This is a genomic window from Pseudoalteromonas sp. BDTF-M6, assembly GCF_018334135.1.
Classification (GTDB): domain Bacteria; phylum Pseudomonadota; class Gammaproteobacteria; order Enterobacterales; family Alteromonadaceae; genus Pseudoalteromonas.
Window position 1 is genome coordinate 1 of the sequence record NZ_JAGXTQ010000001.1, and the last position, 13,086, is coordinate 13,086.

General features: G+C 49.8%; 10 protein-coding genes, 2 rRNA genes and 1 other RNA gene. 11 read left to right on the top strand and 2 right to left on the bottom strand.

Annotated elements, in window-relative coordinates; translation table 11 throughout:
• The first annotated feature begins 4 nt into the window (after positions 1–4).
• From rrf (KD147_RS00005) to KD147_RS00015, 3 genes are all read left to right on the top strand, one after another.
• Positions 5–119, top strand: a 5S ribosomal RNA gene (gene rrf / locus KD147_RS00005).
• A 70-nt stretch (positions 120–189) separates the two neighbouring features.
• Positions 190–304: ribosomal RNA gene (gene rrf / locus KD147_RS00010) — 5S ribosomal RNA — on the top strand.
• Between the two features lie 562 nt (positions 305–866).
• Positions 867–2,000, top strand: coding sequence for an FG-GAP repeat domain-containing protein (locus tag KD147_RS00015; RefSeq protein ID WP_212546481.1), 1,134 nt, complete (start codon positions 867–869; stop codon positions 1,998–2,000).
• A gap of 178 nt (positions 2,001–2,178) precedes the next feature.
• On the opposite strand, the gene ssrS is transcribed toward KD147_RS00015, so the two are convergent.
• Positions 2,179–2,361: non-coding RNA, 6S RNA (gene ssrS, locus KD147_RS00020), on the bottom strand.
• A gap of 196 nt (positions 2,362–2,557) precedes the next feature.
• Here ssrS and KD147_RS00025 point away from each other — a divergent pair.
• Genes KD147_RS00025 through KD147_RS00040 form a run of 4 tightly spaced genes read left to right on the top strand, consistent with a single transcriptional unit; the run spans position 2,558 to position 6,780 of the window.
• A complete protein-coding gene (locus tag KD147_RS00025; protein ID WP_105190225.1) occupies positions 2,558–3,121 on the top strand; it encodes a UPF0149 family protein in 564 nt (187 codons plus the stop codon).
• A complete protein-coding gene (gene pepP, locus KD147_RS00030; RefSeq protein ID WP_212546482.1) occupies positions 3,121–4,431 on the top strand; it encodes a Xaa-Pro aminopeptidase in 1,311 nt (436 codons plus the stop codon). Before KD147_RS00025 ends, pepP begins: the two co-directional genes overlap by 1 nt.
• Before the next feature lie 3 nt (positions 4,432–4,434).
• Positions 4,435–5,604 (top strand): 2-octaprenyl-6-methoxyphenyl hydroxylase, encoded by a 1,170-nt coding sequence (ubiH, locus tag KD147_RS00035; protein ID WP_212546483.1) that lies wholly within the window; start codon positions 4,435–4,437, stop codon positions 5,602–5,604.
• Between the two features lie 3 nt (positions 5,605–5,607).
• Positions 5,608–6,780, top strand: a complete 1,173-nt coding sequence (locus tag KD147_RS00040) for an FAD-dependent oxidoreductase (protein ID WP_212546484.1) — start codon at positions 5,608–5,610, stop codon at positions 6,778–6,780.
• Between the two features lie 7 nt (positions 6,781–6,787).
• Here KD147_RS00040 and KD147_RS00045 read toward each other — a convergent pair whose 3' ends face one another.
• Complete coding sequence (locus tag KD147_RS00045; protein ID WP_105190222.1) at positions 6,788–7,633, bottom strand: LysR substrate-binding domain-containing protein; 846 nt, start codon at positions 7,631–7,633, stop codon at positions 6,788–6,790.
• Between the two features lie 130 nt (positions 7,634–7,763).
• Between KD147_RS00045 and KD147_RS00050 the strand changes: the two genes are divergently transcribed.
• The 4 genes from KD147_RS00050 to gcvP all read left to right on the top strand — a co-directional run bounded on the left by KD147_RS00050 (position 7,764) and on the right by gcvP (position 13,070).
• On the top strand, positions 7,764–8,342 hold the full coding sequence (locus KD147_RS00050) for a hypothetical protein (RefSeq protein WP_105253567.1): 579 nt from the start codon (positions 7,764–7,766) through the stop codon (positions 8,340–8,342).
• 168 nt (positions 8,343–8,510) lie between these two features.
• Entirely contained in the window at positions 8,511–9,593 is a 1,083-nt protein-coding gene (gene gcvT, locus KD147_RS00055; RefSeq protein ID WP_105190220.1) for a glycine cleavage system aminomethyltransferase GcvT, read from the top strand.
• A 30-nt stretch (positions 9,594–9,623) separates the two neighbouring features.
• Entirely contained in the window at positions 9,624–10,013 is a 390-nt protein-coding gene (gene gcvH / locus KD147_RS00060) for a glycine cleavage system protein GcvH (protein ID WP_105190219.1), read from the top strand.
• Between the two features lie 162 nt (positions 10,014–10,175).
• A complete protein-coding gene (gene gcvP / locus KD147_RS00065) occupies positions 10,176–13,070 on the top strand; it encodes an aminomethyl-transferring glycine dehydrogenase (RefSeq protein ID WP_212546485.1) in 2,895 nt (964 codons plus the stop codon).
• Positions 13,071–13,086 lie beyond the last annotated feature (16 nt).

Here is a 13,086-nt window from a genome sequence, read left to right on the forward strand (position 1 = left end):
TTTGCTTGGTGATAATAGCGTTCTGGACCCACCTGACCCCATGCCGAACTCAGAAGTGAAACGGAACTGCGCCGATGATAGTGTGGCATTTGCCATGTGAAAGTAGGTCATCACCAGGCTCCTAATTAAAGAAAGCCCGGCTCAAAGAGCCGGGTTTTTTAGAGCAAAAAAAGAATTTACAAGTTTTTGCTTGGCGACCATAGCGTTTTGGAACCACCTGACTCCATGCCGAACTCAGTAGTGAAACGAAACAGCGTCGATGATAGTGTGGCATTTGCCATGTGAAAGTAGAACATCGCCAAGCTCCTAATTATACGAAGAACCCAGCTTATAGCTGGGTTTTTTCGTTTAAAAGCATTGATGCTCTACTTGAACATGGCAGGAAAAAAGCTGAGCGAAGCGAATTCATTCCTGTGATAAAGCTGTAAGGAACAGCTTTACATCGCGTAGGCGACCCGCAGGGCGGAGGGCAGGAGAGCCCGAAGTAAGGTAGTCGCTCCGAAGTAGAACATCTTACTGCGTAACGCACCAAGCTCATATTTAAAGAAACCCGTAGCAGTAATGCAGCGGGTTTTTTGCTTTCGGGGATTTAAGGTTATCCGTTTGGTAAAACTAAATCATCCTTAAAGCATTTATCCTTCGCGTATCCCTGCTCTCACGTTTTAAATAACGAACCGAGCTGCTATTCAACAAAGAACCCCGCCAAGTACTGGTTTTTTGTATTCATCCTAATAAAACATACTTACTCTAAACGGTTCCTGTGAATGCCCATATGATGTGGTCGAAATAAGTATTAAACGCTATGCTTCTTGGTCATACAGCTTTAGTACGGCTATAAGTCTGCCGTAATGGATTAAGGTGGCAAAATGACTAATAGGATTGTTTTTACGTTTTTTACACTTCTTTTCTTCGTAGTAAGTAGCAATGTTGTGGCGAAAACGATTGAGATAGGAGAGATCAATTTCTCTCCCAGGCTGTTTCATGTCGGGGATGGACAACCCTCTATATCAGTGTGTGATTTTAATTCAGATGGTAATAAGGATATTATTGTTTCGAATTATTTAGACAATAATATCGCTATCTTTCAGGGGAATGGCAAAGGAGACTTATCCGAATTAGCTCGCTTTCCCGTTGGCGAAAACCCTACTGATATGGCCGTATCTGATATTAACAAAGATGGAAATGTTGATGTCGCGATTGCTAACCATGAAACATCATATGTGACCTTACTTTTTGGGGACGGTAAGGGGGGGTTCAACAAGGCTTCCCAGTCACCATTAAATATCGGTATTAAGCCTCATCCCCATGAGGTGCAATTACAAGATCTTGACGGCGATAATATTGCGGAGCTGATCGTAGACAGTCGCGACAACGACGGGTTGTTAGTATTGAAAGGTCTGGCGAATGGTCAATTCAAAACACCCGGTAAAATAATCAATGTCGGAGGGGATCCATACCGAGGCTTTGCAGTTGCTGATATAAATGGCGATCGGGCCTTGGACTTAGTTACTCCCAATCAAAGCGATATCGGTATAGCAGTTAATTCTGGTTCAAATAATACGTTATTTTCTTTAACAAAGATGGGGCTGTCTGCGTCTCCATTTTCTGTCGAATTGGCAGACCTCACTGATGATGGCAAGTTAGACTTAGTTGTCGCTACAAATGGTCGTTTTTTATCTGTTTTACCTGGAGATGGGCAAGGGAGCTTTCATGAAACCCAAAAAACTGTGATAGCGACAACTTCTGGAGCTAAACAAGTAGCTACAGGAGATATAAACGGAGATCGAATACAGGACGCGTTAGTTGCCAATTGGTCTGGTGAGTTGACCGCTATTATTGGCAATAAAACAACACTTGAAAGTTATACATTCAAGCACACGAGTATTCCTAATCCGTGGGCAGTAGCTTTGGTAGATCTCAATAAAGATGGTAAAAGTGATTTTATAATTGCTGATGGCAACAGCAGCTTAGCTGCAGTTTATATTAGTCAAAAGCGTTGATGACTTTTGCATCAGAAATCATTGCCGGATATACGTGTAATTCTTGTTTTGCAGGCAGCCGTGCTAATAAAAGGGTCACGGTTTTACGCTTTTACTATAAAGTTGCTGAGCTATTACACCACATCAGTCTTTAGCCTAGTCTGTGGTTTAGTGGGATATTAGTTAGAAAGAAGGAAGGGTGTTCCCCGGCGTTGCGGTTACGAATATCAGCCCTTGAACCCTAAGGTTCAAGGCGGAAGACACCTGTAAGCCGTAGGCTTCTCGGTACATGCCGAGCTTGCGCAGTAGCCTACAAAATGCATTCCTAAATAAAAATTATCGGCTCAGGGACGTCATTCGCTGGCCAACAAGCTAGGGAACACCTTTAGTATATAAGACCCAACAACAGGGATACAGCTTAATCACAAAATTTCCTTCTAAGTGCGGGCAAAGTAAACAAGCTGGGCGTTATTTGATCGCTATCATACTTGGGTGGTAACAATACGGTGGAGTCGCTCTCGCAGCGATGGTAGCATTGGGCATTGAAATCAATATTTTTCGTCATACGCGAGCCAATCATGAGCGAACAACCTAGCTATCAGCAAGCCCAACTACTCCTGGAAAGTAACGACATCTTTGTGATGCCCTCCGAAGTGCAGGGAATTATCACCGGCCTGTTGGCCTGTGGCCTGGATATCGAAGAAAAAGATTACCTGGGTCTGCTGAGTGACGTGCTTAATGACGGCATCAGTTTCGAAAAGACCCTTAAGCAATGGCTGAGTGAGCTCTATACCCAAGCGGTTGAAAGCTTCTCAAACGAGCAACTGCAGTTTGAGCTGATGCTGCCGGACGAAGAAGAAAGCCTGATCGATCAGGCCAATGCCCTGGTGGCCTGGGTCAACGGCTTTTTACTCGGCTTTGGCCTAAAGCAAAAAGATTATGGCAAGCTGTCCGATGACGTAAAAGAAGTGATCCAGGACTTCACCGAAATCAGCCGCCTCGATACCCACTTCGATGAGACCGAAGAAGACAAGCAAGCACTGCATGAAGTGCTTGAGTACGTGCGCGTATCGGCCATGCTTTGCTTTGCCGAGTTGGGTAAACGAGAGAGCACGGCGACAACCTCAAAGACGCTACACTAATGAATATCACGAACGCAGAATACCGCGCGCGCCAGCACCAGTTGCTGGCGCAAATGAAACACAACTCGGTTGCCCTTATTCCCGCTGCCAAGGAAATTACCCGCAGTCGCGATACCGAATTCCCATTTCGCCAGGACAGCGACTTTTTCTATCTCACCGGCTTTAACGAGCCCGATGCCATGTTGGTGCTGGTAAAAGGTGAAGAGCAAAAGTCGATTCTTTATTGTCGCGCCAAAGATAAAACCGCCGAGATCTGGCATGGTCGCCGTATGGGCGCCGATGCCGCTAAGGAACAATTACCCATCGACGATGCCTATACTCTTGCCGAACTGGATCAGGGGCTCATCGATGCGGTGAATCAAAAAACCACCCTTTACTATGGCCAGGGCGTCTACAAAGACGTGGATGACCAGGTTTTTGCCTTACTCAATACGCTTCGCGGTGCCCCTAAGAAGGGTTACCGTGCTCCCGAGGTGATCCGCGATATTCGCACCCTGGTGCATGAAATGCGCTTGTTTAAATCACCTGCCGAGCAAGAGATCATGCGCCAAGCGGGCAAGATCAGCGCCGACGCCCATAAACGCGCCATGCGTTTTGCCAAGGCCGGGGCGACAGAGTATCAACTTGAAGCCGAATTACATCATCATTACGCCATGAACGGCGCCCGTTATCCGGCGTACGGCACCATAGTGGGCAGTGGCGATAATGCCACCATCTTGCACTACACCGAAAACGAGTCGCCCCTCAAAGACGGTGACCTGGTGTTGATCGACTCCGGCTGTGAGCTGGCTGGTTATGCCGCCGATATTACCCGAACCTTCCCTGTCAACGGCAAATTTTCTGACGCGCAAAAGGCCGTATATAACGTGGTGCTCAAGGCCCAGTATGCGGCGCTGGACATGGTTAAACCGGGTAATACCCTGGCGCAAACCGCCAAGGTGGTAAACCGTATTCTTACTCAAGGCCTGATTGACCTCGGTTTGCTTGAGGGCGAGCTTGACGAGCTATTAGAAAGCCAGGCCTATCGCGCCTTTTACATGCATGGTCTTGGCCACTGGCTGGGTTTAGACGTGCACGATGTGGGCGAATACAAGCAAGATGAAAAAGACCGTCCTTTCGAGCCAGGCATGGTGCTAACTATTGAGCCGGGCCTCTACATCAGCGAAGACGCGCCGGTTGCCGAGCAATATCGCGGTATTGGCATTCGTATCGAGGACGATGTGCTGGTCACCGAAAACGGCCATGAAAATCTTACCGTCTCGGTGCCCAAAGAAGTGGCCGAAATTGAAGCGCTAATGCAGGAGAGCTAATAGGTGCAGCACTTTGATGTAGTGATTGTAGGCGGCGGTTTAGCCGGGGGCACCTTGGCTAATGTTTTAGCACAGCAGTGCCCGCAATTGCGTTTAGCCGTTATCGAGGCGCACCAGCCGAGTAACGACTATCATCCCAGTTTTGACGATAGATCCATCGCCCTGGCCGCCGACTCGGTGCAATACCTCAAAGAGCATGGCTTGTTTAATGAGCACAGCGATTATGCCTGTGCCATCAAACAGGTGCAGGTTTCCGATCGCGGTCATTTTGGCAAAACCCAGATCAGCCATGAGGATTATGATCTTGACGCCTTGGGTTATGTGGTTGAGGTGCGCCCCTGGGGTCAGGCCTTGCATCGTGCCTTGGCAAGCCATACTCAGGTCACTCAGTTTTGCCCTGCGAAAGTCACCGCGGTGAGCATGCATGAGGCACACAACCAGATCACTTTGGATGACGGCAGTGAGCTCAGCGCCAGGCTGTTGGTGGTGGCCGATGGTGCCCAGTCACCCACACGCAAGTTATTACATCTGGATTTTGACACCCAGGAATATACGCAACACGCCCTCATTGCCAATGTCGAAGTGCAGGACGACCATCAATGTCAGGCCTTTGAGCGCTTTACCAGCCATGGCCCGCTGGCCTTACTGCCCATGTCGCGTAAGCGCTATTCATTGGTGTGGTGCGACCAAGGCCATAAGCTGGGCGACTTGCAAGATGCTTCCAGCGACGAGTTTGTTGCCAGACTGCAGCACGAGTTCGGCTATCGCGCCGGGCTCTTTACCCAGGTCGGCGAGCGCAGCGTTTATCCCTTGGTGTGGGGTCGGGCAAACAACCTGGTCAGTCACCGCGCCGTGGTAATTGGTAATGCCGCCCATGCCATTCATCCCATTGCCGGACAAGGCTTTAACCTTGGTCTGCGCGACATCAAAGAACTGGTGGCCAAAATTGCCTATGCTGGTGATGAGTTGGGCACATACGGCTTTACTTCGGCCTACGCTCAGGCGCGCGCCGAGGACATTACCCGGGTGATGACATTGACCGACGGTTTAGTACGTACCTTTTCCAATGGCTCGCGCACCATAGCCCTTGGGCGCAGTGTGGGTTTGGCGGCAATGCAAATATGCAGTTCGTTGCGCCAACCATTAGCAAAACAATTAATGGGGTTTAATTAACGCATGTTTCAAGCAAAGGTAGCCGTGGTAGGCGGCGGGTGTGTCGGTTTAAGTGCGGCGCTGGCACTGAGCCTGCAAGGCGTCTCCGTGGTGGTCATCGATGCCGGCGATAAATGCGCGCCCTTAAGCGACGAATACGGCCTGCGCGTCAGTGCCATTAACCAGGCCAGCGAAGCCCTGTTTACAGAGCTCGGCGCGTGGCCGCTGATGCAAGAGCAGCGTATTAGCCCTTATACGCAAATGGATGTGCGCGATAAGGACAGCTTCGCCCATATTCATTTCAGCGCCGACGACTACGATGTCACCCATCTGGGTCATATTATTGAAAATGATGTTATCCACCGCGCTCTGGTAGCCAAATTAGAGCAGCAAACCAATGTAACCTTGTTGTTTAATCACGCCTATAAAGACATTCACCAAAGCGACAGCAATGTATTAATTACCCTGGATAACGGCTCACCGGTGATGTGTGAGCTCTTGATTGCCGCAGACGGGGCCAACTCAGGTGTGCGTCAGCGCTTTAATCTGCCCATTACCTTTAAAGATTATGATCATCATGCTCTGGTCGCCACCATTAAAACCGAGCAGGGCAACGAGCAGTGCGCCCGTCAGGTGTTTTTGCCGGACGGCCCTTTGGCATTTTTACCCCTGGCCGATGAACATATGCACTCCATCGTCTGGTCGTGCTCACCGCAGCAGGCACAAGCCTATCAAGGCATGACTGACGAAGAGTTTAATAAGGCGCTCTACACCGCCTTCGACGGTCAGTGTGGCCTGTGTGAGGTGCAATCCAAACGCCCGGTCTTCCCACTGACCATGCGCTACGCCCGTCAATGGGTGAAGGAGCGTATCGTGCTGATGGGCGATGCGGCTCATACCATACACCCGTTAGCGGGTTTAGGTATGAACTTAGGTCTTAAGGATGCGGCGCGTTTTACCGAGTTGCTGGCCGAGCCTCTGCTCTGCGGTGAGGGCGATATTCAACGAGCACTGCGCACCTATGAGCGCGAGCGTAAGCTCGATGCGCAAAAGCATATTGCCACCATGCAGGGCCTAAAAACGCTGTTTGCCGGTAACAACCCCATCAAGAAGCTGGTACGCGGTTTAGGCTTAAGTGCGGTGAACGATATCAAGCCGCTGAAGCAGCTGTTCGCCGAGCAGGCGCTCGGCAAATAATCCAGGCTTAACTCAGGCGTAAGGTAATAAACTCTGCCAGTTTATCTATGGCATTAGCCGGCTCCTGAGCACGTTTGATTAAACTAATGCCCACTTGCCCAAGCACCGGCAGCATGTCGGTGTGTGTGGTAAAGGGTAACTCTTCGGGCACGGTTTTACGTGCCAATACCGTGATCCCCAGCTCTTCCTTAATGGCCGCCGTGAGTCCGGTCAAATCCGCATTGGTATACACAATACGCCAGGGAATGCCGGCCTGCTCTAGGGCGTCGATGGCGCGGCGGCGATAAATACAGCCCTGCGGTGCCACCACCAGGGTGACCGGTTTGTTTGGGTTGATGGAGGTGTTGCCCACCCACACCAGCTGATCCTGCAAAAAGCTTGGGTAGTGGGGGTTATCGAGCTGCTCGACCAGGGTCAGCAGCAGGTCAAACTCGTCGCGGTTACTCACATGCATCAGCTGTTTGCTGAGCTCGGATTTCACCTCCAGCGACACATCCGGATACAAGGACACGAAGTCGCCAATAATGGCGGGCAAAATGCTGGCGGCAAATTCACTGGGAATGCCCAGACGCACCTTACCGGTGACGGTTTCATTACTAAAGAGCTGCAAGATGGCGTCGTTTTCCTTGAGAATCTGCTTGGCCAGCGGCAGCAGTTGCTCTCCCTGGTGATTAAGCACCTGGCGTTGCCCCTGTTTTTTAAACAGCTTGCGGCCCAGTAAATCTTCAAGGCGCTTTATTTGCAGACTGACCGCAGGTTGCGACAGCCCCAGCAGCTCTCCGGCCTTGGCAAAGCCACCCACGTCAACAACGGTGACCAGGGTGCGTAAACTGTCCATGGGGATGTTTTTCATATTAGTAAAGGAAATTTATTGGCCTATATACATTGCAATTATTTATCAATCGATAAAAAATTACAATTTGTTGTTGCCCAAGCCCAGCCCTATACTGCCAACAGTTTAAAAATCCACAGTTGAGGCAGCCATGGCGTTCCAATCTCTCTTTTTTGCCCGCCATCACGGCGCAGAAAACGCCCAGACCAATACCTTTGTGTCGGCCAATGAACAGATCATCGATCTCGGTGGTTCGGAAGTGCTCTTGTTATTGCAAAGCCTGAAGACCAGCACCTTGAACTGGGCTAATAAAACCGGTATGGCGGTGCGTTATGAGCTTGCCGAGCAGGCGCTCAGTTTTGATGTCTTCTTCTTAAGTGATACCGCCTTGCGCATTGTGACCACCAATGCCGAGCAGCTGTTGACGGTGCTAACTTCGGCCAGCGAGTCATTTGATGTGGATATTTTGCCGCGTCCCGAGCTGAATTGTCTACACTTTAGCGGTCCCGATGCCGGCGAGTTCCTAAGCCAGCAATTCAGCCTGTATATGGGCATGGCCTTAGGCGATAACAGCCAGCATTATGGTGTGCAGTGCGACGACTGTTTTGTGGTTGCCAGCGCTAAAGATGCGCAGCAGTACTATCGCGTGTTTGCCCTGGCGTCAACGCTAACGGATTTAACCCATAACCTGACCAGCGCTCATTTTAACCCCCAAGCACAAGCTGCTTAAATGAGCTCTTCGGGTTATGTAAGCATCTTTTGCCAGATGTTAAAAAAGTAATCGTTAATTTGGGTGCCAGCGGCGAACAACTTATGTATAATCGCGGCCCATGTTATTCCCCCTCAATTTATGAGGCCACGCCCACCATACTGGGTTTGTAAAACGTGAAGGAATATTATGTCTTCTAAAACACCTCTACATGCCAAGCACCTGGAAGCCGGTGCAAAAATGGTTGATTTCTTCGGCTGGGATATGCCAATCAACTACGGTTCGCAAATCGAAGAACACAACGCGGTGCGTACCGACGCGGGCATGTTCGACGTATCACACATGACCATCGTTGACGTTCAAGGCGATGATGCCAAAGCCTTCCTACAAAAGCTGGTAGCCAATGACGTTGCTAAGCTGACTGTACCAGGTAAAGCACTTTACACGGGCATGCTTAACGAGCAAGGCGGTGTGATCGATGATTTGATCATCTATTTCTTCAGCGACACCGAATACCGTTTGGTTGTTAACTCGGCTACCCGTGAAAAAGATCTAGCGCACTTGGCCGTCGTTTCTGCCGATTTCAGCGTGAGTGTGACCGAGCGTCCTGAGTTCGCCATGATCGCCGTACAAGGCCCTAACGCCAAAGCAAAAACTGCCAAAGTACTAAGCGATGCACAACAACAAGCCGTGGCCGATATGAAGCCATTCTTCGGTGTGCAGGCCGGTGATTTATTTATCGCCACAACAGGCTATACTGGCGAAGACGGTTACGAAATCGTAGTACCGAACGAGCAAGCCGCTGATCTATGGCAACAACTGCTAGACGCAGGTGTAGCGCCGGCGGGTCTGGGTGCGCGTGACACGCTGCGCCTTGAAGCGGGTATGAACCTATACGGTCAAGACATGGACGAAAGCGTTTCTCCGCTTGCAGCGAACATGGCGTGGACCATTGCTTGGGAACCGGCAGAGCGTAACTTCATTGGTCGTGAAGTAGTAGAACAACAACGCGCTGACAAGAGCACCGACAAACTGGTTGGTTTGGTGCTTGAAGAGAAGGGCGTATTACGCGGTGGCCTAAAAGTGATTTGTGATGCGGGCGAAGGGGTGATCACCTCGGGTACCTTCTCACCTACACTAGGTCACAGTATTGCTCTTGCCCGTGTACCGCGCGAAATCGGCGATACGGCGCAAGTTGAAATGCGTAAGAAACTAGTCAATGTTAAAGTGGTTAAACCTTGCTTTGTGCGTCAAGGTAAAGCCGTAGTATAAGAATTTAAATTTACACCAAAGGAACAGACAATGAGCAACATTCCAAGCGACTTAAAATACGCTAGTTCACACGAGTGGGTTCGCGCTGAAGGCGATGGCACTTTCACTGTAGGTATCACCGAGCACGCGCAAGAGCTTCTAGGTGACATGGTATTCGTAGAGCTGCCTGAAGTAGGCGACGAAGTTGACGCCGGTGAAGACTGTGCTGTTGCTGAGTCTGTTAAAGCGGCTTCTGATATCTACGCGCCAATCGGCGGTGAAATCGTTGCAATTAACGAAGAGCTGGAAGATGCACCTGAGACGGTAAACAGCGACCCTTACGGTGACGGCTGGCTATTCCGTATTAAAGCATCTGATGCTTCTGAGCTTGATAATCTGCTTGACGCAGAAGGCTACACTAACAGCATCGACGAAGACTAATTAGTCGTTTGGGCGTAAGCCCGAAAAAGCCCCGTTTCGGGGCTTTTTAAGTTTATGTGCCGCCATATCGGCACCTTTACAGGTTTGGTGCAATGCCATATTTGTTGGCAATAACCCCCACTAAACCGCATTAAATTTCTTGGATCATAGGAATCTGGACACATGTCAAATGCCAAATCTCTTGAACAGTTAGAGCAAAAGCAAGATTTTATTCGTCGTCACATTGGCCCAAGCCCGGCGCAAATGAGCGACATGCTTAGCGCTCTTGGAGTATCGAGTGTTGAAGCGCTTATGGAGCAAACTGTTCCTGCTAGCATTCGTCTTGAGAACGGCCTGCAAATTGGCGAAAGCCGCACTGAGGTTGAAACCCTAAGCTACCTGAAATCGGTAGCCAGCAAAAACAAGGTATTCAAATCATACATAGGTCAGGGTTACCACCCGACACATGTACCTCACGTGATCCTGCGTAACGTTTTAGAAAACCCAGGTTGGTACACAGCATACACGCCTTACCAGCCAGAGATTGCACAAGGTCGTTTGGAATCTCTGCTTAACTTCCAAACGCTATCAATGGACTTGACCGGTCTTGACCTTGCAAGCGCGTCACTACTTGACGAGTCAACTGCTGCGGCTGAAGCCATGGCTCTTGCAAAGCGCGTTTCTAAAGCGAAAAAAGCCAACGCATTCTTTATTGCAGAAGACGTTCACGTACAAACTATCGACGTAGTAAAAACACGTGCCGAGCAGTTTGGTTTTGACATCATCATTGGTCCTGCAAGCGAAGCTGCAAACCATGAGATCTTCGGTGCCTTATTCCAGTATCCAACAACAAGCGGTGAAGTGGTTGATTTAACTGACCTTATCGCTGCTGTACAAAGCAAAAAAGCACTAGCCTGTGTTGCTGCAGACATCATGGCGCTTATGCTACTTAAAGCCCCAGGCAAACTAGGTGCAGACGTAGTACTTGGTTCAGCACAGCGTTTTGGTGTGCCTATGGGTTACGGTGGTCCACACGCGGCATTCTTCACAACCCGTGATGCATACAAGCGTTCACTACCAGGTCGTATTATCGGTGTTTCAAAAGACCGCCTAGGTAACGACGCATTGCGCATGGCAATGCAAACACGTGAACAGCACATCCGCCGTGAAAAAGCGAACTCGAACATTTGTACTGCACAGGTGTTACTAGCGAACATGGCAGCGTTCTACGCGGTTTACCACGGCCCACAAGGTCTGAAAACCATCGCTGAGCGTATCCACCGCTTTGCTGACATCCTAGCAGCGGGCCTTAAAGAGAAAGGCGTAGCGCTTAAGCACGACACCTGGTTCGACACCATTACCGTTGTTGCTGACAACAAAGACGAAGTGGTTGCACGTGCCGTGGCGAAAGAAGTGAACTTCGCGACTAACCACGCAGGTGAGTACTCAATCTCTGTATCTGAGACCACAACACGTGAAGACGTACTAGAGCTATTCGACATCATCCTAGGTGAAGGTCATGGTCTAGACGTAGCAGCACTTGATGCACAAATCAGCGCCAATGGTTCACAGTCTATCCCAGCTAGCCTGGTACGTGATGACGAAGTGCTAACGCACCCGAACTTCAACTCGTACCACAGCGAAACTGAGATGCTTCGTTATATCAAGCGTCTAGAAAACAAAGACTTATCGCTTAACCACTCAATGATCTCGCTAGGTTCATGTACCATGAAACTGAACGCGACCGCCGAGATGATCCCAATCACCTGGCCAGAGTTTGCTAACCTGCACCCGTTCTGCCCGCTAGACCAGGCGGCCGGTTACCAGATCATGATCAACGAACTACACGACTGGTTGGTAAACATCACGGGTTACGATGCAGTATCACTACAGCCTAACTCAGGTGCACAAGGTGAATACGCAGGTCTTATCGCGATTCGTAAATACCATGAGTCACGTGGCGAAGGTCACCGTAACGTATGTTTGATCCCAAGCTCTGCACACGGTACTAACCCTGCATCAGCACAAATGGCCAGCATGAAGATTGTGGTTGTTGATTGCGACAAGCAAGGTAACGTGGATATGGCTGACCTGAAAGCGAAAGCAGAAGAAGTGTCAGAGAACCTATCGTGCATCATGATCACATACCCGTCTACACACGGTGTATACGAAGAAACAATCCGTGAAATTTGCGACATCGTGCACCAGCACGGCGGCCAAGTGTACATGGACGGCGCGAACATGAACGCGCAAGTAGGTGTAACAAGCCCAGGCTTCATCGGTTCAGACGTATCGCACCTTAACCTACACAAAACATTCTGTATCCCACACGGTGGCGGTGGCCCAGGTGTTGGCCCAATCGGTGTTAAATCACACCTAGCGCCATTTATGCCTAACCACAGCGTAATCAACGTACCGGGTACTAACCTAGACAACGGCGCGGTGTCAGCTGCTCCTTACGGCTCTGCGGCAATCCTACCAATTTCATGGGCATACATTGCCATGATGGGTAGCGACGGCCTACGTGAAGCAACAGAAACAGCGATTGTGAATGCAAACTACCTAGCTGAAAAGCTAAGCGAGCATTACCCAATCCTATACCGTGGCCGTAACAACCGCGTTGCGCACGAGTGTATTGTTGACCTACGCCCACTTAAAGAAGCCACTGGCGTGTCTGAAATGGACGTAGCTAAGCGCTTAATGGACTATGGTTTCCACTCACCAACAATGTCGTTCCCAGTGGCGGGCACATTGATGATTGAGCCAACTGAATCTGAGTCTAAAGTTGAGATCGACCGTTTCATCGAAGCGATGGTGTCAATCAAGAGCGAAATCGACAAGATTGCTAACGGCGAATGGTCAATTGAAGACAACCCGCTAGTGAACGCGCCGCACACGCAAGCAGACGTACTAAGCAACGACTGGAACCGCGCATACGACCGTTTCTATGCTGCATTCCCAGTTGAAAGCGTAGCGAAGAACAAGTTCTGGCCAACAGTAACACGTATCGATGACGTGTTCGGTGACCGTAACCTGATCTGTTCTTGTCCTGCGGTAGATACGTATCGTGACGAGTAATTAGCTGATTACTCGC